General features: G+C 59.3%; 20 protein-coding genes. 12 read left to right on the top strand and 8 right to left on the bottom strand.

Annotation, left to right across the window (positions count from 1 at the left end; genetic code table 11):
* Window positions 1–92 precede the first annotated feature (92 nt).
* Complete coding sequence (locus AC5O77_RS04130; RefSeq protein ID WP_032973525.1) at window positions 93–443, bottom strand: helix-turn-helix domain-containing protein; 351 nt, start codon at window positions 441–443, stop codon at window positions 93–95.
* A 446-nt stretch (window positions 444–889) separates the two neighbouring features.
* On the opposite strand from AC5O77_RS04130, the gene AC5O77_RS04125 reads away from it, so the two are divergent.
* From AC5O77_RS04125 to AC5O77_RS04100, 6 genes are all read left to right on the top strand, one after another.
* Complete coding sequence (locus AC5O77_RS04125; RefSeq protein ID WP_494506505.1) at window positions 890–1,198, top strand: hypothetical protein; 309 nt, start codon at window positions 890–892, stop codon at window positions 1,196–1,198.
* Between the two features lie 169 nt (window positions 1,199–1,367).
* Entirely contained in the window at window positions 1,368–2,615 is a 1,248-nt protein-coding gene (locus AC5O77_RS04120) for a hypothetical protein (RefSeq protein ID WP_494506504.1), read from the top strand.
* Window positions 2,612–3,457 carry a hypothetical protein gene (locus tag AC5O77_RS04115; RefSeq protein WP_494506503.1) on the top strand — a complete coding sequence of 282 codons (846 nt, stop codon included), beginning with the start codon at window positions 2,612–2,614 and terminating at the stop codon, window positions 3,455–3,457. The genes AC5O77_RS04120 and AC5O77_RS04115 overlap by 4 nt, the downstream gene beginning before the upstream one ends.
* Window positions 3,447–4,220 (top strand): class I SAM-dependent methyltransferase, encoded by a 774-nt coding sequence (locus AC5O77_RS04110; protein ID WP_032973517.1) that lies wholly within the window; start codon window positions 3,447–3,449, stop codon window positions 4,218–4,220. The genes AC5O77_RS04115 and AC5O77_RS04110 overlap by 11 nt, the downstream gene beginning before the upstream one ends.
* 10 nt (window positions 4,221–4,230) lie before the next feature.
* Window positions 4,231–5,538 carry an ABC transporter permease gene (locus AC5O77_RS04105; RefSeq protein ID WP_100469831.1) on the top strand — a complete coding sequence of 436 codons (1,308 nt, stop codon included), beginning with the start codon at window positions 4,231–4,233 and terminating at the stop codon, window positions 5,536–5,538.
* Window positions 5,535–6,782: an FtsX-like permease family protein gene (locus AC5O77_RS04100; RefSeq protein ID WP_478057517.1), complete on the top strand. Its 1,248-nt coding sequence runs from the start codon at window positions 5,535–5,537 to the stop codon at window positions 6,780–6,782. Before AC5O77_RS04105 ends, AC5O77_RS04100 begins: the two co-directional genes overlap by 4 nt.
* 52 nt (window positions 6,783–6,834) lie before the next feature.
* On the opposite strand, the gene AC5O77_RS04095 is transcribed toward AC5O77_RS04100, so the two are convergent.
* The 3 genes from AC5O77_RS04095 to AC5O77_RS04085 form a co-directional block, all read right to left on the bottom strand.
* Window positions 6,835–9,510, bottom strand: coding sequence for an XVIPCD domain-containing protein (locus tag AC5O77_RS04095; protein WP_478057516.1), 2,676 nt, complete (start codon window positions 9,508–9,510; stop codon window positions 6,835–6,837).
* A 41-nt stretch (window positions 9,511–9,551) separates the two neighbouring features.
* Complete coding sequence (locus tag AC5O77_RS04090; protein WP_478057515.1) at window positions 9,552–10,214, bottom strand: imm11 family protein; 663 nt, start codon at window positions 10,212–10,214, stop codon at window positions 9,552–9,554.
* Between the two features lie 200 nt (window positions 10,215–10,414).
* Window positions 10,415–10,771 (bottom strand): hypothetical protein, encoded by a 357-nt coding sequence (locus AC5O77_RS04085; protein ID WP_153676133.1) that lies wholly within the window; start codon window positions 10,769–10,771, stop codon window positions 10,415–10,417.
* A gap of 741 nt (window positions 10,772–11,512) precedes the next feature.
* Between AC5O77_RS04085 and AC5O77_RS04080 the strand changes: the two genes are divergently transcribed.
* The 4 genes from AC5O77_RS04080 to AC5O77_RS04065 all read left to right on the top strand — a co-directional run bounded on the left by AC5O77_RS04080 (window position 11,513) and on the right by AC5O77_RS04065 (window position 15,377).
* Complete coding sequence (locus tag AC5O77_RS04080) at window positions 11,513–12,418, top strand: toll/interleukin-1 receptor domain-containing protein (protein WP_317217003.1); 906 nt, start codon at window positions 11,513–11,515, stop codon at window positions 12,416–12,418.
* Between the two features lie 161 nt (window positions 12,419–12,579).
* A complete protein-coding gene (locus tag AC5O77_RS04075; protein ID WP_478057514.1) occupies window positions 12,580–13,302 on the top strand; it encodes a DUF6650 family protein in 723 nt (240 codons plus the stop codon).
* A gap of 51 nt (window positions 13,303–13,353) precedes the next feature.
* Entirely contained in the window at window positions 13,354–14,151 is a 798-nt protein-coding gene (locus AC5O77_RS04070) for a hypothetical protein (RefSeq protein ID WP_317217005.1), read from the top strand.
* Between the two features lie 296 nt (window positions 14,152–14,447).
* Window positions 14,448–15,377: a restriction endonuclease gene (locus AC5O77_RS04065; RefSeq protein ID WP_317217006.1), complete on the top strand. Its 930-nt coding sequence runs from the start codon at window positions 14,448–14,450 to the stop codon at window positions 15,375–15,377.
* 137 nt (window positions 15,378–15,514) lie between these two features.
* On the opposite strand, the gene AC5O77_RS04060 is transcribed toward AC5O77_RS04065, so the two are convergent.
* From AC5O77_RS04060 to ubiK, 3 genes are all read right to left on the bottom strand, one after another.
* Entirely contained in the window at window positions 15,515–17,683 is a 2,169-nt protein-coding gene (locus AC5O77_RS04060; protein WP_478057513.1) for an AAA family ATPase, read from the bottom strand.
* 529 nt (window positions 17,684–18,212) lie between these two features.
* Window positions 18,213–18,647, bottom strand: a complete 435-nt coding sequence (arr, locus tag AC5O77_RS04055) for an NAD(+)--rifampin ADP-ribosyltransferase (RefSeq protein ID WP_317217008.1) — start codon at window positions 18,645–18,647, stop codon at window positions 18,213–18,215.
* A 125-nt stretch (window positions 18,648–18,772) separates the two neighbouring features.
* Window positions 18,773–19,024, bottom strand: a complete 252-nt coding sequence (gene ubiK / locus AC5O77_RS04050) for a ubiquinone biosynthesis accessory factor UbiK (RefSeq protein ID WP_065723617.1) — start codon at window positions 19,022–19,024, stop codon at window positions 18,773–18,775.
* Window positions 19,025–19,179: 155 nt separating this feature from the next.
* Here ubiK and AC5O77_RS04045 point away from each other — a divergent pair, with 155 nt between their 5' ends.
* Complete coding sequence (locus AC5O77_RS04045) at window positions 19,180–19,518, top strand: P-II family nitrogen regulator (RefSeq protein WP_005411374.1); 339 nt, start codon at window positions 19,180–19,182, stop codon at window positions 19,516–19,518.
* 115 nt (window positions 19,519–19,633) lie between these two features.
* Here AC5O77_RS04045 and AC5O77_RS04040 read toward each other — a convergent pair whose 3' ends face one another.
* A complete protein-coding gene (locus AC5O77_RS04040) occupies window positions 19,634–20,293 on the bottom strand; it encodes an RIO1 family regulatory kinase/ATPase domain-containing protein (protein WP_032127129.1) in 660 nt (219 codons plus the stop codon).
* A gap of 436 nt (window positions 20,294–20,729) precedes the next feature.
* Between AC5O77_RS04040 and AC5O77_RS04035 the strand changes: the two genes are divergently transcribed.
* On the top strand, window positions 20,730–21,635 hold the full coding sequence (locus AC5O77_RS04035) for an aspartyl/asparaginyl beta-hydroxylase domain-containing protein (protein WP_024957655.1): 906 nt from the start codon (window positions 20,730–20,732) through the stop codon (window positions 21,633–21,635).
* The last annotated feature ends 81 nt before the right edge of the window (window positions 21,636–21,716 follow it).

The following is a 21,716-nucleotide window of genomic DNA, read 5'->3' as shown; positions in this document are numbered from 1 at the left end:
GGCGGTGCGCCGATCACCATCGGAGTACTCCGGCGGTGTGTATAGGATTTGTCCGGCCAGCCACTACGTGTGGTTCAGTCGTCGGGACGACGTCAGATATGTCGTTCGGCAGACCTCATCAACTCAACAATGTTGTCGAGGAGGGAGATCGGAAGGTTGCGCGATGCCGTCAACATGTGGGCTTCCATCTGCAGGCGCATGCCTTCAGGCTTCCCACCATCGGCGATGGTGTCCCCCGCAATCAGCCAAGATACGCTCACGCACGTGACCCTGCTCAACGCATGCAGATGGTCGATAGACGGCACGAAGCCTAGTTCGCGTTCCCAGTGGCCCACCGTCGCCCGGTTCACGTTCAGGGCTTTGGCGAGATCGGTTTGAGATAGCCCGTTGCTGATACGCGCAACGCGGATCCGGGCGGACAGTGAATCAGTGCGGAACTCCATGAATACTCCCCTTCCTATGCTCCCTTGCACAGGGCGTGCGGGGAAGTGTGTGAGCGCCAATACAGATCGTCAATTCTGTAGCAGTTCTACATATGTCGGTTCTCGCACGAATATCTTCTTGATTGCGCTGAGGACGCTGCTTCTGACACGTGGCGATACGGGATGAACGCCGCGTCCTCACTATCTTTGGCCAAGACGTTAGCGACAGTGACGTCCTTTCAGGGCCAGCACGCAAGCGCAAATTCAAGCACTCGACTCGTGATGGTTGCCCTCTGCACGCAGTGAAAGCTGGGGCGCAACCGCCCAAACGCGGCGGAAGCTGTGCGCGGCACAGCAGCGAGGTTGCAGCTGGATGCCGGCGGGCCGTTGAATCAAGTTGAGCCACAACGCTGATCGCGTTCGCAGCTCAGAAGATCAAATGCCCACCACTACATGGAGTAAAGAAAATGACCCAACGCACTGCTGTAAAGACTCTCTCGTCCATCACGCTGATCATTGCGGGTGTCGCGGCCGCAGGTTCGGCTTCTGCTGCTGCATCGAACGGAAATTTCGCCAATGACATTGCGGCGTCGACGTCCATCCAGGCGGATATGCAGTCTCTGAGCATCAGTGAGTTCAGAGACGAAAAATCCGCGCTTCTCGCAGATGGGCACCATCACTCCGATTCATTCGGATCCCATCACCATCATGACACGGCGAGCAAGCAGATGGCATTTGCTTCGCGCATTGCCGCGGATTCCCGATTCGACGTCTGAAGAGAGAGGGGCGGGGATCTCTCCGCCCCTTGCACGTGAATCACTGTCATGCAGCGCCTATGGAGGCCGGAGGTGGCTTTTTATCTTGGGCCTCAAAGTGGATTTGAAGGTGGATAAGAGCGGCCAGGAGCAAGTGGCGAGGACGGAGATCACCACATGGAGTAGGAGAATGAGTTCGATGGCCCAGGCCCAACCGCCAGATGTAAAGAACCCGATCTGCCTGATGGAAATCGCAGATGCAACAGAAAGCATGGAGTCGGTCGTCGAGGGCATCCTCTGGTCAAGACTCCGCAGGATGAGAGCGCGACTTCAGGAAGTGCTTGCCGACCAGCAGTACGGGGCCATGGCTCGTGTCATGCTCCAGATGTACCAGTCAATCGGTGCCGATCACCAAGCCCGCGTACTGCTCAGTTCCGAGTTCTGTGAGCAGTATCTGTGCCTGGAGTCCGCACGGAAGGGTAGGCTGGAGGCGGGAGCCGACGAGCAGGAGAGGGCAGAGGAACAGGCCCGCGCGCTTGGCGCGCTGCACGACATCATCGCTCGGGAGAAGTCGATCGCCGAACTGGCACAGGGACGGACCGGCAGGTACCTGAGGGAGGCGCGGCAGTGGCAGCTCTACAGTCCGGTTGGAGACTGCGTTGCGGAAAAGGATGCCACGGGCGTGTGGACCCTTCGGCAGTTGCCGAAGCTGGGTGACTGTATCGCGTTGGATCTTGAGAGCCCACCGGCGCGGCATCATGAGCCACGCTCTGGAGTGCTGAGCCAACCGTGCCTGCCGCTGACCGATGCGGAGCGCGAGCATGTCTCGCGAAAGCTGTCAGACGCACTGGCGGCGATCGATAGTGCAGAACCCATGTACGGCCTTCTCATCCGCAACTTCGTCCGGCGGATCACCGTACGCAAGTCGGCAGACGTCACCTCCGATGAAGCCGGCCGCTACGGCTCGGAGCATGTGCCGAGGCAGCCGGGTTCCATTCGACTGCTGAACACGCATAACCCTGAACTTCTGGTTGAGGCATGCATGGAGAGCATCATGCATGAAAGCACCCACAACTATCTGGCCGCATGGGAGCTGGCCAACGGATTCTTCGTTGCCAATGACTACCAGCATCGTGTCGTATCTCCCTGGTCCGGGAATCCCATTCCCAACTCCTCCTACATCCACGCTGTCTTCGTCTACTACGTGTGCCACCGCTTGCTGAAACGTCATCTTGAAGTCTCGCCGGACCTGGGTGAAACCGCCAAGCGCCACGTCCAACGCAGGCTGGCCGTCTGCGCTGCCGGCTTCCTGATCGAGCAGGATCTCAGTGGTCGGTTGATGACCAAGGACGCCATCAATAGTGAGGTTGGGCAGATGATCGATCGAATGCAGGCCGAAATGAAGCGGCAGTATCGCTATGGGGAGTGGCAGCAATGAGCAGAACGGTCGTCATCCATGCGGATCACCTTGACCCGGTCGCCCTGCGGGCCGTGGCTACAGGTGTCCCTGCCATGCACATCGATGAACTGATCCCGGTAATGGAGGGCCAGCCCTGGCCCGAAGTACTTCGCTTGAGCCCAGGTGCGCATCTCGAGCGTCTTTTCCGCGGAGCCAATGTGGTGAATCGGGTCTTCTCACTGGCAGGAACGCAGATCGAACAGTTTTTGGCCGAGCGCGGAGTGGACGCCCGCTGGTTCCATATCCGCCTGCAGCCGCTTCTGGCGCTGGGGGTGAGCCTCTGTCACGACACGGGCACGCGCGGTGTGTCCCGGTGCCTGGCTCCATTGAACGTGCAGTGGTTTGAACTCGAACGCGCTCTTCCAGGCGCGAACACGCCTGACTTCGCCTACAGTTTTGGCTACGAAGAACCAGACCTGTCCCGCATCGAAGACCCCATGCAGAAGTCGGTATGGTCACTTTTTGACTGGCGGCAGGAACGGCAGCTTGATGATGAAGAGCGCCGCAGACACCAGTTCCACGTTTCCAGGCCGAAGGGCGTCCCCGTGGTTGCGTGGTTCCTTGGGCGGGACTACAACGGAATCCACTTTCCCCGTGAAAGCGTTGAGGTCGATGGTGGTGTGTGCGAGCAACTAACGCGAGCGGCCGCACACGCCTTCCGATCCGAAGCGGGAGAGATGCTCCTGTACGTGGCGGATGAGGCAGTCACCTTCCACGCATTCTCCCCTTACCTTCGTTCCGTCGCCGCCGATGCTGCTGTGCGGGACGCGTTGGACGCGTGGTTGCTTGCCGGCAACGCAGGAGGTGCAAATGCTGCTTGAGAGGCTGAGCACGCTGCGTGAGTCCATGGGGTGGGTCTACGGGAGTGAGGACCTGTGCGTACTGCTGTACTGCTTGGTCAAGCGGATGCGCCCGAGCACCGTGGTCGAACTAGGAACAGGATTTGGCGTCACTGCCGCCTGGATGGCCGGTGCGCTGAGAGAGAACGGTGCCGGAGTCATTCATACCTACGACAATGGCTCGCACTTCTTCAGCGAGCCAGGTAGCAGATTTGTTGAGGGCCTGCAGGGGCCGCTTGCCGATTCGTTGCGGGAGATGCGGCAGGACTATCCCGCCTTCCTGAATTACCTATTCCAGTGGGCCGGGGTCGACGGTCACGTCGTAGCCAACTGGCGGGAGATCGGCTTCGCAGAAATTGCCCAAGCCCCCGCGTTTGACGGCGGAATAGACATGGTCTTCTCCGACTTCAACCACTCCCAGGACAGCATCCAGGCCTTGTTGGCGGCGTTTCTGCCGCGCATGGCGGAGAGTGCCTCGATCTTCATCGACAGTGCCTCCACCCAGCGGCTCAGCTACCTGACCCTGGAGGCCGTTGTGGAGGCCTTGAATCAGAACAAGATACCCAGGGCCTTAATCAAGGATCGCAGCGAGAAGGATATCGAAGCGATAGTTCGGATCGTCCAGCGCTCGCGTTTCCGCCTGATGCATCTGCTGGAAGCCCGCGACAGGGCGCAGAACAGCACAGCGTGGATTTCGATTGAACCGGTGGACGTGATTCCGACTGCGGCCACCTTCCTGCATTAGAGAAACGTACATGTTCGGCTATTACTTTGCGCTGGCCCGCACAAGGCTTCTGGAAACCAAGGGGATGAGCGCCGCGTTGATCCTGGCGCTGGGATTGGGCATCGGCGCAAGCATGACGATGTTGACTGTCGTGCGGACAATGACGTGGGATCCACTGCCGGGGCGAAGCGAGCATCTCTATCACCCATTCATTGACGCACTCCCCACCTCCTACGAGGTCAGGCCTGGCATGGACCCGCGGGTGGCCCTCACCTGGGTAGATGCACAGAACCTGCTTCAGCAGGCCCCGGCCTCCCATCAAACTGCGCTGGCATCTGCTCGTCTATTGGTGGATGCCCAGCGCAGCGTGCAGATTCCATTCTTCACGCAGGGGCAGTATGTCACTGCAGATGCGTTTGCCATGTTCGGCATCCCTGTGGTGCAGGGCAGGGCCTGGACGCGTGAAGATGATGCTGCCCACGCACGGGTTGTCGTGCTGAGTCAGGATCTGGCTGCTCGTTTGGGTAGTGAAGCCCTGGTGGGAACAACCGTTCTGCTTGGTGGCCAAGCATTCACGGTGGTGGGGGTTGCCGGTCCGTGGAGCCCGCGCCCTCGCTTCTATACGGACCTTCAGCAGGATGTGTTCAAAGGGCGCGAAGACTTCTTCATCCCGATTGGAGTTGCAGCAGAAATGCAGATGACGGTGTCCAGCAGCGTCTTCTCATGGAGCGGTGACAAACCCCTCAATCGCCTGCGGGACGCCCGCACATCGTGGATCCAGTTCTGGGCCGAGTTGCCTGACGCGGCCAGTGTCGAGCAGTACGAGCGCTTTGTGGGCAACTACGCACGTGCACAGCGCCAGGCGGGAAGGTTTGACAGGGCTACCACACCACGGATGGTGTCCTTGAAGGACTTCCTGGTCGAGCATCGCATCATCCCGAACGAGGTGAAGCTGCAGTTGGCGCTGTGCCTGGGGTTCCTGATCGTTTGCCTGCTGAACATGAGTGCCTTGATCTTCGCCCGCTTCATCCGCCGGTCCCATGAAATATCGGTCCGTCGGGCGCTGGGTGCGCGTCGGCAGGATGTCATCTATCAGCTCTGCACTGAAGCCCTGATCATTGGAGGCCTGGGGGGAGCGGTAGGGCTGATCGTTGCAGAGGCCGGCCTGTACCTTGTGCGGATGCAGCCGGAAGACTACGCCTCGCTGGCAAGCATGGACCTCAGCATGGCCGTTCTCACCGTGGGCCTGGCGTGTGTCTCCAGTGTCGTCGCTGCGTTCTTCCCTGCGCTGCGCGCTACCTCAGGCCGTCTGGCCATGCAGATCAAGGTTTCAGAATGAGCATTGCAGAAATCCCCCTTATCGTCCGCGCGCTCACCCGAAACCGCGTCATCGCGTCCATTCTTCTGGTGCAGGTGCTGGTTGCCACCGCGTGCGTGACGAACCTTGCGTTTCTGCTGTCCGAGCGGCTGGGAACCCTCACCTACAAGACGGGCCTGGAAGAGGCGAACCTGGGCGTCATCGAGACCGAGTACCTGGGGCCTGCAGCAGCCAACCCTTCAGCCTCGATCAGGACTGACCTGGAGGCCATCCGGCAACAGCCAGGCGTCGAACAGGTAGTCGCAGCAGAGTCGCTTCCCCTTTCCCAGCGCAGTTGGTCGGTGGGGTTCACCAACAAGGTGCTTGAAGGGAATGATATCTCCGGGATCGTCGAGGCAGAGCCGACTGTCTACACGGCATCTTCTCCAGCAGCCGAGGTGCTGGGTCTGACCCTTGTTGCCGGCCGTGACCTCTCTGCAACAGCGTTCGTTCCAATGGAGGCCAGCGCCGACTATGCCGGGCTCTACAAGGTGAGCGAGGCCGTTGTCTCCCAAGCACTGGCAGACAGGCTGTTTCCGCAGGGCGGCGCCGTCGGCAAGTTCCTGTATGCCGATGCGCAGCATCCCATCCAGGTGGTCGGCGTGGTCAAGACGCTTTCCCGGCCTGTTCTGAAGACCGATGCAGACAATGACATGTCACTCATTCTGCCGCTGATTCCTGACGGGCCTCGCGTGATGTTCGCCATCCGTGCCGCGGATGGGCGAGTGGCGGATGTGATTGCGTCCAGTGAGGCCACGTTGTCGAAGCGCGATGCGAACCGCACGATCTCCCGCAGCACCTCGTTCCGCGAGCTGCGCGCCGACTACTTCCGCCACGATCAGACCATGGCGATCATGTTCCTGAGCTCCGGGTTGGCGCTGTTGGTGGTAACCGCTACGGGCGTATACGGACTGGCCAGCTTCTGGGTCCGCAAGCGGTATCGACAGATCGGTATCCGGCGCGCACTGGGCGCCCGGAAATCCGACATCCTTCGGTACTTCCTGGTGGAGAACCTGATCCTCACCGCCACCGGGTCTGTGGTCGGTACCGCACTGGCCATCGGCCTGAACATGGCCGTGGCCCGGTACTACGAGGTAGCCAGGATCGAGGCGCCATTTCTCGCGATTGGCGTACTGACGGTGCTTCTGTTGGGCCAGGCCGCAGCCTATGTTCCGGCGCGACGAGCAGCCAAGGAAGCCCCGGTAGCGATCCTGCGCAGCGCCTGACGCCGACGGGCCGGTCATTGCGTTTCATGGAGTATGCATTGTCACGCTGCCATCAGCCCATCCGCGGCCCCTGCCGGCTCTCTTCCTGCTGCTGCTCCTGCACTTGCGCCAGCTGCTGTGACCGCTCCTGGTCCTGAGCGCCGAGGCTCCGGTTGGCCGCGGCATACTGCTGCTCCGGTGCCGCCGCCAGCGCGTCCTGCGTCGGCATCTGCACCCGGTTGGCGGCGGGGTCCGATGACGCGCCCGGCCCCGAGCGCGTCACGAACAATGTGGTACCCGCAGCACGGGTTTCGGTGGCCTCATTCAACGCCATGTCTATTTTGTCGCCGGGTTTGAACCCGGCCTCTGCCGCAAGCCTGTAGGCGCTGGCCAGCAGGCGATCACTGCTCTGGTCCCACGGTTTGTTGTTCTTTTCATCCAGCATGGCCACCGACGAGCGCAACTGCCCCAGCAGCCCGGCGTTCTCCGGGCGTGGCGCTGTGCTGTGGTGTTGGTCTACTTCAGTTTTGTGCTGTGTAGCAGGCGAGGTGGTATGTGGCGAGGGTGCGCTCGGAGGAGCGACTGCGGATGGCTGTTCCTGCGGAGCGGTCGTGCGCTGCAGGTGTGCCTGTGCAATCTCCGCCGGCGTGGTAACGGAAACGATCTGCATGCGCTCGTCATCCTTCCCCGCCAAGGTGGCCAGCGAGCCATCCTTCTGTACCTGCAGCGTGAACGTGCCGAAGTCGGGCACGGCGCGTGCGTGATCCTGGGCAACGGCGGCTACGGCGTCATCAATCTCTTCGGCACTGCGCACAATGCCGGCACTACAGTAGGCGTCCACCACCTGGCTGCGCAGGCCGTACTCGGTCGGCGTGGGGTTGGCCCGGGCGATGTCGGCCATGGACGTCAGCTCCCGTACGCCGGCCTGCTGGCTCTGGCGCGTACGATTGAGCTCCTCGATGATGCTGCCCTCGGCCGGGTTGGTGCCATACACCCAACCCGGCGTTTGCCACTGACCGTTGGCGTCCTGTGTGTACTTCTCGCCGTTGGAGGCGCGCAGGGGCTGCGTCTGGGTCAGCGCGTTGGTGATCACCTCCGGTACCGGCTCAATGGTGGCGAACTCGTGCCAGTTGTACTGGTTGAACGCGACCTGGTAACGGGCGGCGAGCGCCTCGGGCGTGTTTGCCGCGTTCTGGGCAATGATGCGCTGCGATTCCCGTTCCAGTTGGCCGGACTTTTCCGGGCCGACGGGCACGCTGTAGTCAAAGGGAACGCGTCCATCAATCATTGAGTGGATGGAGAGGTTCCATTCGCCGTTGTTCGGATTGCGCACGTAGTGGCGGTTGGTTTCAAACGGCTCGCGCGGCGGCGTGCTCTCGCCGCCTGCATCGAGCTTGAAGGGGGGCTGCGGCCTGGGCAGGTTGGCCATGCCCAGTGAATATGAGTCGTTGGCGGCTTTGTAGTTCAGCTCGTCCACCAGCCGGCCACCGGCGACCATCGTGATCTCGCGGTAGCTTCCGTCGGGCTGCGGTGTGCGCACGCTGCGGCTCCAGGTGCCCTCTGCATCCTCCGGGTCGCGGCTCCATTCGTTGCCACTGCGGTCCACCTGGGTGTAAACGGCTTTCTTGTCCTGGTACTGGGCCCAGTACTCACCGGCGAAGCCGCCGGCCACACCGCCCAGCAGCCCGGTAGCCAGCGCACCTGGTCCGGTCCACGAGCCGGTAACGACTCCGTACCCTGCGCCCAACAGGAAGCCGCCGCCAAAGCCGCCCGCGGTACGCCCCACGAAGTGGGTGGCCGCAGATTTTGCGCCGGCGTCGTTGCCCTCGCTGCGCAACTCGGCCACGCGGTGGCCGGTGATGGCGAAGTCCACGGCCAGTGCGGCGACACCCGCGGCCCCGAGTACGCGGGCGCCGGTAATCTGTCCGCGCGCGGCGGCAGCTTCGGCGGCACCTTCTGCAGCGCCCGCTCGCCCTGCAGAGCCAGCCAGTTCCGGGGCCGTGCTTGCCGGGCCAGGGCGCACGATGGTCAGTGGCATTTCCGGGTTGAACGCAGTGCGTACGCGGGCAGCGGTGTGCTCGGTCAGCGGCAGGCGACCGCCCTGGTTGGCCTCCTGAATCGCGGTGCCCATCGATGCGCGGCCACCCCAGCGCTCGCTCAGGGTCGAGTTGCCGGGTTCGTCGATGGCATCCAGCGCCGCCTTCACGTTGGCTTCGGACTGGGTGACAGCGCGCCAGCGCAACTCGGAGGGGTTGAGGGTCTTCAGTTCCGCAATTTGCGCGGCGTGGGTGCGCTGGTAGCCGTCCAGATCGGAGAAGAATGTGCGGATCTTGGCGTTGGCTTCCGCCGCGGTCATGTTCTCGGGCGTGTTGGTGACCAGGTCGCCGTTGAGGATGCCGGCGCGAAGGGTGTATTCCAGGTTCTGGATGCGGGCACCCATACGCTCGGCGGCGGCAGCGCGCACATCCGGCGGAGAATCCTTCGCCAGCAGGGTTCGGCCATCGTAGGTTTCCGTGAGGTCGTCGAGAACGAACTTCAGTTGATCCGTGTACGCACTCAACGGGCCGCCTGAGTGTGGCGAAATACCCAGGCGGGTTGCCAGCGCGGGGTTCGCGGGCAGGTTGAGAATGTTGTCGGGTCCGTGGAGCGTGAAATGACCACTCCTGGCAAGCGACTTCAGCAGTTGGCTTTGCTCGAACGCATTCTGTTCGATCAGATGGTGTCCCTGAAAAACCGGCGTGTCGGCCATGCGCACCACCTCGTTCAAGAATCCGTTTGAAGGAGCTCGTCTTAGAGATCGGCTACATCACGCAGCCGTACGCCGGAGAAGTTGGCCGCAGCCAATGCATCAAACATCGCGCGGTCGCAGATGGGCGGTGCGCCCATTCGATCCTGGCGGAAGATATGGGCATCACCCACAACGTCCTGTTTGAACACCAGGCTGGCTCCGCCGACAAGGCTGTAAAGCTTCTCGTCCTCGCCGGTCTGATAGTTGTGGTCGAGCTTGATTCTCACGCGGGAAGCGGCTTCATCCAGGGCATCGAGCCTGCGCAGCACATTGCCCAGGTAGTACCGAGGGCCGGGGCTGCCGTCGGCAAGGCTGAAGTCGCAGGCCACAAAGGCAAACGCTTCGGGGTCCATCCGCTCAAACAGCTGCTTCAACGGTTCCGACACAATCCAGATGCCAGCGAGTTCTTCCAGATCGCGTGGCATTGCTCCCTTCTGGGGCACATGAATCAGGTGGGGGCGCTCCGGATACTGGCCTGGCGTTCCATCAGGACGCGAGATGACATTCATCCCTGGATCGATCAGCTTCTCTTCGTTGGCGATCTCTATGCCTGGAACCCTGCCGTTGCCCAGGAGGCCGGCGTCGATCAGGAAGAATTCGCCCTTGTGAGATGCGGGTTCGGCTGAAACTTCAGTGGCGGTCGATTCGGTCACGGGGGCGTCCATCTATGGATGCGGGGGCAGAACGGGAAAGCCGTTGGACCGATGCTAGCTGGGCTTCAGTGCAGCCACAAGTTGCGCCGAAACGGTGCCCGAGGTGCCCGATTCGCGTGAATCCCGAGAAAGTTCGGAACAATGCAGAAGAGGGCGCTGCGATTCATTCGTCACTCCGCACACAGACAGAAAACGCCGCGCCATATGCGCGCTCAGTCCTTGGGTCGCATCCGCTCGTGGATGAAGGCGGTCAGCGCGAGGTCGGCCATCACCAGCCCCTCCATCACCCGGTCGCCCACGTACTGCTCCGGCTCGCCGTTCTGGCGCGTGCGCTCGGCCGCCAGCAGGATCTCCTGCACGATGCGTTGGCCGGTGAGCGCGCAGTCGGCGTCGGACAACTGCATCTGCCGGCTGCGCAGGTGATGCCGCTCGGGCCAAGGCTGTCCGTCGGCCGCAGCGCCAGCGCCGATGGCGTGCAGGATGGCGATGAGGCTGTTGGGGTCCGGGGCCGGAGCGTTCGAGCGCGCTTCCTGGATGGGGCGCGGGGGCGGGGAGTGCGGCGTGGTCATGACGGGCTCCGTGCAAGCAGGGGGAAGCCGCCACCGATAAAGGTGGCGGGCAGAGCGTGGCTCGAAAACCGGATGTTGGGAACCGGCGGGTACAAGACCCCCACGCCCCGCCCGCCATAGCCGGCAGACGGATTGCCAGCCGGCACCACGCGCGGTGCCGGCTGACAAGCGTAAACAACAACAGCAATCGGGTTTTCGACGCCCGGCCACCCGTTGTCGGTGGCTCTACCAGAGTTGCCTGATGTTGTTGGGAATGCCAAGGGGTTGGGGTCAATGCCGCCAAAGCCCGGGACGCTTTTGGCATTTTGGCATAGCGTGGGGTGGTGAGAGAGCCTTGTGTTGCGGGAGGAGCGGCTTCTCTGGAACCGAGTCGTCAGTTCCTTCAGCAAGAGGCGCTGTGTGCGGCAAATACGACATCCCCCTCATGGTGGGACTGCCGGCAGACGCGACGAATTTGCTTGCTTAGGCTCGCCAACAACCCAGGGAACTCCAGATCCAGCGTTCTCTCTGGAGCTGTCCTGACAATTCTGCTCACTTGGCCGTGGCTGAAGAAGTAGCCATCGTGGAGCTACACCGGCGGTTGCGCCGAGACCACCTTGGCTTGAGGCCGGGGCCCGTGATGCTCGTGCCCTTCTCCTGCATATAAAACTGTGACTCTCTTTGCGCCCTTCCGCTGACTTACAGGTTGCCTGAGCATTCCCTGGGCGCATACTGTTGTGAAGCCAGTCGCCAAGAATGCGGATGTACAACTTGCTGATGGTCTACCAAGAGGGAACATGGGATCAAGACGAATTTTTCCTCGAGCTACCTAGATTTCTTGAATATACCGCCCAGCCTCTTATTGAGCGGTTCGGCTCCCTTGATGGGCCAACTGTCCAACATCTCAAATCCCTTCCTACTCTATTCGCGTACGAGGACCGAGGACGTGATGTCGGTATTTCCGCCAGGGTCGGAAGAGTAGATGACATCCAGGTGAGATACGGCGGAGTGCGAATAAAGTGGTCTTTCGACGCTGGAGTGGGGCCGATTCCCGCCTTAGCGCTGCGCGAAATGTTTGGCTCACTAGATATTTCAGAGCGGAAGTGGGAGCACACGAGGAGCCACTGGGCGGTGAAGGACGTTGACCTCTACGATGTGCTACTGCGATATGGCCATCTCAAGAATAATCCAATGCCACCCCCCAGGGTGTTCGTGTCGTACTCTTGGGACTCTCATGAGCACATTGAATGGGTGAGAAGCCTAGTAAACACTCTGCGCGCGAACGGCATTGACGCTATATCTGACAGGACGCACCTTCGATTTGGCCAGAACCTGCCCCATTTTATGGAGCAGACTGCATCTTGCGAACGTGTGATTGTAATCTGCACTGAGAACTACATGAACCGAGCCAACGGGCGCGTAGGAGGTGTCGGCTACGAACACCTTGTGACTGCTTCTGAACTCGCGAGCGACCCACTGTCGATGAGGTTCATTCCGGTTATTCGCGATATCAGGGACGCCGCGCACATGCCCACCAACCTTAGAGGCCGTTTGTACGTCGACCTGTCCGGTGGTCCCAACTTCAACGCGAACCTGCAAGAGCTGGTAAGAGACTTGCACAACGCGATACCACCGATACCACCGATTGGGCGCAGGCCAAGCTTCTAATGCCCGCTAAGCCGAATCGTGCGGAGCACTTGGGTCGGTGCCGAGTTTCTCGGTATCGGCCTTGGCCCGGAAGGGGCATTCAAGCGAGAGTAGATGAAAACCTTGCGTATCTGGCAGTATATACATCAAATGCATTCCATTCTTCATGAGATAATAGATATATGCCATTTCTGCAGGGCGTCAAAGATCTCATTGCGTACCGTGCTGCCTATGTCTGCTCAAACCCAGATTGCCTAAGGCTTACCGCTGGACCATCCTTGGCAGGTGCAGCGCTCCGGGTTAAAATTGGTGAAGCTGCACATATCATTGGTGAGAATCCGGGATCTGCGCGTCATCAGCCCTTGGGCGACAGTGTGTTGAATGACGTGACGAATGCCATTTGGCTTTGCGCCAGTTGCCATGCCGAGATTGACAAGAACAAGGGGGTTGATCATTCGGAGTCGCTTCTTAGGCAGTGGAAGTCAGATATTGAGGCGAGAATTGCGGCAATACTTAAGACGCATCAAAGCCCTCTCCCGCTCTACGAACGGGCGAGCTCTAACTCGAAAATTGCACAGAATATTGTCGAGATCATTGACAGCCATGGTGCCTTCTTCAGGCATGTGGCCTCAGAGGATCCAAGTGCTGTGGGTAATTCCATCAAGTTGGCGCGAATTAAGATAGAGCGGCAGAGTAGGTTGATAGAGGGGGACGCTAGGCTTCGCTCGATCGCCAGGGCCATTCACGACGCTTGCCGTGACTACATGAATGAAGTATCTATTGATAACTCTTTGTGGGAAAGCTATCTACCCGTTCTAAGAATGCGCATCTGGGTACAGGTAAAGTCGCTCAACAGAGAGTTTGGCGTTATCGTCCCCCAGAATGTATCTCACTTGTTGCCATAGCTGGCTAAATTCATGACGCTTCGCGTCGCGGCTTGATAGAGGTTGTGCTGAATGAGTGCTCTGGGCAAGCTCAAGATCAATCTTATTGACTCCATCCTTAGGAAGCCTATATCCAAGGGTGGCGTCTTGCGTATGGGGGCGGGCGTCGAAAAGGTCGACTCGAAGATTATTTTGTTTCAGAAGGATGGTGGGCCATGGCTTATCGTTGAGCGTAGAGAAGCAGAAGATCTTGTCTGTTCAACTTGGAACGGAGACACGCACGCTGGAGAGGCTCGTTACCCCATTGGCGATTTCCAGAGCGGGGAATACAAGATCAAGCACTACTATGGCTCGGATACCATATACTATGAGGGGCTAAATGATTACGCGCGCGGCTACTATCTAAAGCTCCCTTACGTAATGATTCATCTTCGTCGTATCCTCGAGAGAGCGGGCGCGCTTCTTTACAACCGAAGACGGCTAGTGCGGAAGCAGCGACTTGATCTCCTTACATTTATGATTGAGCAGGCAGCAGAAGGAAAAAGCTCATTCAGCTCGCTTGATCTCATGACAGACATGCACTCTATCCGTTGGGTGACGCATCCAGACGGAGAGTCTGTGCGCAGTAGGCTAAAACTCTACTTGGATTCGCTAGTAGACACTGGCGAGTTGACAAAAGACGGGATGAACTATCGCCTAAATGGTCAGGCCCTTAGATTGGTCGAGGAGCGGTCTGAGCAAGAGAGAAGGCATAGCCAGGTAATTAAGATTCAGTGGCTTGTCGCAGGACTTACGTTGGCGACAGTGCTTCTTGCTTTGGTGCAGGCCGGTCTAGTTAAGCTAAAGCCGGTGCTCGATCTTGCGAGCTAGTTCCATAGTGCGTCCCAGCGAAGCTGCCTCGTGAGAACGTCAAGTTTGGTATTTTCGTATGGTCCGCTCTTAGCCGAAAGCGGATTCGGGCCAATCAAGCTCCGAGAATAGTTGTAGGATCTCGATCAGTATCGAACATCGCTCAGGTTCTTCGAGGCGTCCTCAATGGTCCGTTATGCAGAGCTTCTTGACCTTCACGATGGGCAAGGCTCTCTTAGCCGGCCTTGGCCAGGATCAAGTGATTCGCCAAAGTGTCGTTATAATATTAATTGCGTGCAATATCCTCGGGTTATTCAATGAATCATAAAAATAAGGACGGAAAGGCATATGAATCCATGGTTCATTTTGTCTATTCAAGTCTATGTAAGGATGAGAAGCTTACATCCGTTGCTATGAATGTTTTGCTTGCTGGCCCTGATGGTGATCGACAAATCGATGTTTTAGTTAAACACACCCATGCTGGCATCCAGTATGTGACTGCAATTGAATGTCGAGACTATGCGGCGAAGCTTACTGTCAGCCACGTTGATGCCTTTGCATCGGTCGTCACGGACATAAAGGCCAGTAGGGGCGTGCTGGTATCTAGGAAGGGCTTCAGCAAAACCGCTATCCAAAAGGCAAATAGGCTTGGGATAGGGCTTTGCGTCGTGGATAATGCTGATGCTGTCCTGAAAGGCCTTGTTGTGCAGGTCCCGCTAATTGTTAAGGTGGTTCATCCGACGCTGGAAGCCAGGACGCTAGTGGCCAGTCGCGACACAGCAAGGAAAATTTCCAATAGCGCGTGGACTACGATTAATGATGTTCCACTTCGTCAACTTGTCATCAAAGAGCTCAGGGACGGGCGTATTGAGCATCCTGACGCGTCGATGGTCATGAAATGGTCCCCACAAGATCTGGCTCCGCCATTCTTTATCCGCGACGCGTTTGGTGTGCCGGTGGAGGTTGTTCAATTCGATGTCACCCTGCACCTGAATGTTTGGTACCTATTCGGACACACTGACAACCTTCCAGACGCAATTACGCAGACGGAGGTCGGAGGTGCGGTCTGTAATGTATTCATGCCCGATCGATTCAAGGCTGGAATTAACGAAAGCTTTTCCCGCTATGAAGATCGTGCCGAAATTCCAATCCGCGATAATAATGCCTTAATTGGTGTGTATACGCCGGATGAGGATGGTTCGGTGACCTCTTCGCTCAGTACTTATCAATTGGAAGGGGTTTTATAGATTTCTTGGCCGATCCGCGAACCAGTCGTTCGATTGTTTTGTATTGAATCCTTGTCAGGATAAGTCTAGGGCGACGTAGCCCGCGGCAGTGGAGGAGCGAAGAGCATTAGGTGTGACGGGGGGCATGATCGGGTCAATTATGAAAGTGCAATAACGCGCCTGTACAGCTTGCGTAGATGGTCGTCAGCCATGTCAAGAATGGGCTCGTACATGAAAGAGTTGAGGTGGATGGACTCCGGAGTCATTAGCATAACCTTGCGAAGCACATCAACGGCTTCCCTATCACCCTCGCCTATTCGTTGTTTGTAAAGCTGATACAACCTTCCTGTCTGATTCGAGGTGATTTTGGCTACTTCCTCAGGGTCATTGATCTTTGCAATCATGAACTCTTCGGAGACCAGTCGTATGCCAAGTGAGAGTATGATCTTGTTCTCTAGATTAATGCCCTCAGGCTCATAGAGGCAGGCCGAGGCAGTTTCCTTGATCAACTCAACTACGCTTTTTTTCGCCTCAACTGACGCGCCCTTCTTATTGAATAGGTCGCAAAAAATGCCATCGAGATCGGAGATGCTGATGTCAGCCGTGTCCGCGCGAATGTGCAGCATTGAGGTGAGCTTTAGGTAGCTAGGATCTTGATCGTCAGCGATGTACTCGATCAGATTGCGGATGAAGGGTATGCAAGCAATCTTCATCTTCGGATTTTCAAAGAAATTGTCGCGCCATGTGGGGAAGATGCCCTTTAGTGCATAGGCGCTCTCGAGGCGCACTTCGGTTGGTCCCTTTACCGCCATGTAGCAACTGTTTCGCTCGATGTACCGAGATTGGGTGGTTCGAAAGAAGTCAAAATTGTGCGTGAGAATGAGCTGCAAGAACTTGGGGTCCTCGGACATCTCGCGTAGGTACTCGATGATCGCGTACTTGTTCTTGTAGTCAAAAGAGTCCGCAATGTCATCTACCACGAAGATAGTGGGCTCAACCTGCTGCCGTCGGATTTCGATCTCGAAGATGACGTTTAAGATGTAAAGCGCCTTCAATTCCCCGGTGCTCAATGTGCGCATCAGTCGACTGCGGTCGACTTCCGCAACATCTCCATTGCCATCCTCAAATCTAAAGCCAAGGGTCGGCGCGTTTTCCTGACCAAGCATGACAAGAGTTCGGTTCTGCACTTCGAGTCGGAAAGGTACGCTGAAGCGTTCATTGAATATGCGGATCACCTCACTCCACTGCGTGCTCTCTTGCGCCGCTTGATCCTCGATCTCTTTGAGTGCGCCTGCACCCTCCGCTTCCCGTTCAAGGAATGTCTTGAACTCGGACGCGCACGCTCTGAGGTAACAGATCCAGGTCTTCTGGCGAAAGCTCTCCATGTTCTCCAGTTCCGGAACGACTTCCTCATTGTCTAGTAGGAACGCATGCAGGTCACGTAGATCCGCGTTGGCATTAATTGCCTTCTCGATGGATTCAAAACTCTTACGCAACGTTGGATCGTTGAGGATCTGATCGCGCTCAGAATCGATGATCAGCTCGAGTTGCTGCCGGTCGCGCACTTCGGTGGGTTCGGCTGTACCGTTGAGTCTAACCGTATGCTGAGCATTGAAGAATCCGTTGTCCGCAAGGTTCTTCGCGATGGTGCTCGCATTGAAGTAATTGAAGACGCCCTTGCGGAAGTACGTTGAACGGGACAGGAGGGCGTTGTAGTTCTTGATGTAACCAGCGATCGCGGCCTTCACCTCCGGCTTCTCCAAAAACGCTGCTGGCTTGTCGCCGAATATTACTTCGTAAGGGGTCTTCGAGAAGTCCTGTATCGACTCGGCTTGCACTTCTTCTCGGACGCGGCGCAGCGCAGTAACGAAATCCCTGTCGTTTCTTACGAAAATCTGCGAGATTTCGCGCTCGATGTCGCGTTTGGTGCCGGATATCTTCCTCAGCGCCTTCAGAAGGGCTTCCTTCGCCTTCTGGATGCTTCCCATCTGTTCTTCATACCTCAGTCGAAGCTCATGATTGACCAAGAGCATTGCAGTCTTGTCAGAATTCGAGAACATTTCGTCGTAGCTGCGTACCACGAATACGCCCGTACTCTGCAACTCCTCTCGGTCAAGTAAAATGCTGCGTTTCGTAACTCGGTCGGTGAATATCTGGTCGGAAGAGTCAACGCCCTTACATAGATCTTGAAGGCACTTCGCTAGCGACGTTTTCATCGAGCCGTTTGGGGCATAGATGGCTGCGCAGCCCTTGCGGTCCAGGCGGACGTCATGACAGAGCCTACGGATGCCGTAGCAGTTCTCGAGATCAAGGCTGAGCGTCGCCATTTCTCTTGTGTCCCCCGTCATATTTAGTGATCAGTCTAGTGGTTCCGATTCTCGTCCGCTGAGACGGAGCTTTGGTCTTTTGAAACACTAAGCCATTGGCGGAGTATGAGGAGACGACGGCCCTCCTCGCGGTCACATTCCAATGTCACGAATGCTAGCCCCTGCCCGGCACGGTATTCCAACTACCTGCCATTCCCGCACTGGAGTGTCTGGCGTGGGCGCCTCTGGAGGCATCCGGTACCAATAAGACATATACCGCTTGGAGCGGCGCGTCGGTCACGTGTCCAGCTGGCCGTTCAGGCACCGCTCGTCAAGAAGTCAACCGGTAGTAGTAATTGCGGGTCGGGCTAGTCGGCGGCGGCGGCGATGCTCGTCCCGACCCTCAGGCCTCTCCAGCGCGGGCAGGGCTATGAGCTTGCGCGAGAACCCCATGTATGATTTGTGTGGATGTACGCGCTGTAAGGTATTGCCCAACTTAAGCCCGTAAATTAGACACCTCCGAACTGCCGCGTCAGCGTTTTCCCATTCATCAGTTGATGATCTCCCCACTCCCCGAAGCAACAAACGCCTTCAACTGCCGAACGAACTCCGCGTCGTAGGCTTCCCACTCCGTAATCTCCCCAACCACCCGCAACGGCTGCGCACTCCGATACGACCGCGTCGGGTTCCCGGGAAACTTCTTGTTGGTCACGTTCGGGTCGTCTTCAAACGGCCCGGTCGGCGCCACCACATACACGCGCGGACGCCCTTCACCCTTGGCCACCTCCGCAGCCAGCCCGGCCCCCTTGGCAATCGTGGTGAAGTAGATGTGGTTCATCACCACACTGTCGCGATAGTTGGACCTGAAGCCCGCGCTCAGCAGTTCGCCCACCGCGAGATCGGCGCGGGTGCCGTGATAGAACGGCCCGGCGACCTGGTCGCAGGTGTCATGCGAAACGGGTGTCCATTCGGTGTCCTGCGCCATCGGCACTGCCCCTGCGTGTCCTGCCGGATCGACAGGCCGGCGAGTCTAGGGCGCCCGGTGGGCCTTGCTGCAAGGCCCCATCCGGGAAATACTCTGTAGTGGGAGGCGCGGTGCGCCTCCTTTTTTCATTCTGCGGCGCGGCGCCCTTCCAGCTCGCGCACGGCGGTTTCCAGCGCGTCCAGCTTTTCGCGGGTCTTCAGCAGCACGGCGCGCTGCACTTCGAACTCCTCGCGGGTGACCAGGTCGAGCTTGGCCAGTCCGGCCTGCAGCGCGCTCTTGAAGGTGGCCTGCAGTTCCTCGCGCGATTCGCGCAGGCCCGGTGGCACCAGGTCGCTGAGGCGACGGGCGAGGTCATCGATTTGATTCAGGTCGATCATGGGGTGCTCCGTGGGGGTGGGCCCGTGCATCCGGCGCGGGCAGGCCATTCGGGCACAAGGATACTGCTGGCAACCACTGCCCGGACAGGCGGCAGCGGCTTCGCACGGGCCGTGTTCAGGCGCTATCCTCCACGCCGGAAGACAGGAGATAGACGATGAAGATGGTCATGGCGGTGATCAAGCCGTTCAAGCTCGACGACGTGCGCGAAGCGCTGGCCGAGCGTGGGGTCACCGGGATCACGGTGACGGAAGTGAAGGGCTTTGGTCGCCAGAAGGGCCATACCGAGCTGTACCGCGGCGCGGAGTATGTGGTCGATTTCCTGCCGAAGGTGAAGCTGGAAGTGGCGGTGACCGATGACCAGGTTGAGGCCGTGGTTGAGGCGATCGTGAAGGCCGCCGGCACCGGCAAGATTGGTGACGGCAAGGTGTTTGTGTACGACCTGGGCAGCGTGGTGCGTATTCGTACCGGTGAGCTGGACGCGGACGCGTTGTAACCCGGTTTCTGTAGAGTCGAGCCATGCTCGACTGCATTTCGCGCGATGCAGGAAGAGCAGTCGAGCATGGCTCGACTCTACAAGGAGCGGTAAAGCGGTCGAGCAAGCTCGACCCCTACCGGCGCTTCGCCCACTTGTAGAACCGCTTCCAGCCCTGGCGCACGGCGGCGACCCAGCCGGGGTCGGCCACGAGCGCGGCCTGCGCAGCACTCGGCGCCTGGCCAGTCACGCGCTGGCGGATCTTCAGCAGGTTCTTCATGTCGCTGCGGCGCATCTGGCGGCTCAGCGGGTTGCGGCGAAGCCAACGCGGGGCCCGCCAGGCCGAGGTGAAGTCCAGCAGCACCGGTACGCCGCTGCTGACCACCACGTTGGTGCCATGCAGGTCGTTGTGGGTGATGCCGGCGGCATGCAGGCGGCTGAGCGCGTGCTGCAGCTGCTCGAACACTTCATTGCCAACGGCCTGTGCGGTGCTCAGGGTCTGGCCGGGAATGAACTCCATGCCCAGCGCCAGGCCACCGAGGGTGCCGAGCAGCGCGGGGGCATGCTTCCAGCCGCCGAGGCGCTGCAGCATGCGGGCTTCACGGCGCACCATCAGCCGGGCGATCAGCGAAACGGGAGTGCCGCGGTAGCGGGAATAGTCCTTGATGACCGCCTCGCGCCCGTCCAGGCAGGTGCGGTAGACGTCGGGGGCCAGGAAGCGTTCGCCGCGCTTGAGCAGCAGCGGGGTGGCGGCGTCATCGCCGCAGGAGGAGGGGGGCAGAGCGGGAAGATACATGTCGGGGTCTCGGACGACCCGGTGGGTGGCGCAAAGCGTCAAGCGAACCGGTGTTACAGGGAGTTACTAAGTTTTCGTTAATTTTAGTACTCGCCAGTTCGCTATTCCACGATTTGTCGGAGAAATGTCGGGGTCGTGGCTGGAACAGTTCGTCGCGCCCAATCGGACAATTCTGTCTCACGTGGTCGGTGATTCTTTCAGAATCAATAGGTTGCGTTTCGCTCTATTTCGTTCATCCGCGGCCCGCTGAACGTCACGCACGTCCAGCTTGACCCCGACGCACGGCCTGCCGACCATAAGCTGTTAATTCGCGACATCGGCGGCCGCCCCTTCCTGGCACGTCCCCGTCCCCTGCCGCGGTCCCCACCGGTGCTGGCCGTCCGGCCGTGCATCGCCCTGATTCCCGTTCCGGCTGCGGCTGGAGGAAAGTGTTTTGATCATCAAAATCGTCATTGCAGCGCTGTTCGTCGCCTGCGTGCTGTACATCCACTTCCGTGGCAAGGTCCGCGCGCGCTGGTCGCGCCAGCTGCTGGACCACTCCAGTTTCATGGCCCCGATCAACGTGGTCATGTACATGTTCTCGAAGGTGCCGACCACGCCGTTCCTGGACCCGGCCAAGGAGTTCCCGCAGCTGGAGCCGCTGCGCCAGAACTGGCAGATGATCCGCGACGAGGCGCTGGCGCTGCGCGATGCACAGAAGATCGCCGCCTCCAGCACGTTCAACGATGCCGGCTTCAACTCGTTCTTCCGCCGTGGCTGGAAGCGCTTCTACCTGAAGTGGTACGGCCCGTCGCACCCGTCGGCGAAGGCGATGTGTCCCAAGACCACCGCGCTGCTGGAGTCGCTGCCGGATGTGCGCGCGGCGATGTTCGCGCAGCTGCCGTCGGGCAGCGAACTGCGCCCGCACCGCGACCCGTTCGCCGGTTCGCTGCGCCTGCACCTGGGCCTGGCCACGCCGAACAACGACGGCTGCTACATCGAAGTGGACGGCATCAAGAAGAGCTGGCGCGACGGCGAGTGGATGATGTTCGACGAGACCTACATCCACCACGCGCACAACGAGACGCCGGATGACCGCGTGATCCTGTTCTGTGACATCGCCCGCCCGCTGCGCTTCGGCCTGCCGGGCCTGTTCAACCGCGCGGTGGCGGCCACGCTGCTGGCCGGCGGTGCCTCGCCGAACCTGCCGGGTGACCCGACCGGTGGCGTCAACAAGGCCTTCGGCAGCGTCTACAAGGTGCGCCTGAAGGCCAAGGCACTGCGCGAGCGCAGCGTGGTGGCTTACCAGCTGATCAAGTGGGGCCTGGTGGTGGCGGTGATTGCGGGTATCTGGGCGCTTTGATCGTTACATGAGGTTGCCGGCCAGCGGCCGGCACTACCGGAACATGAAAAAACCCGCGCTGTCGCCAGCGCGGGTTTTTCT

It is taken from the genome of Stenotrophomonas sp. INTA L402-1, assembly GCF_059295135.1.
Note: the sequence above shows the minus strand (reverse complement) of the source record. Positions and strands in the feature narration are given on the sequence as shown.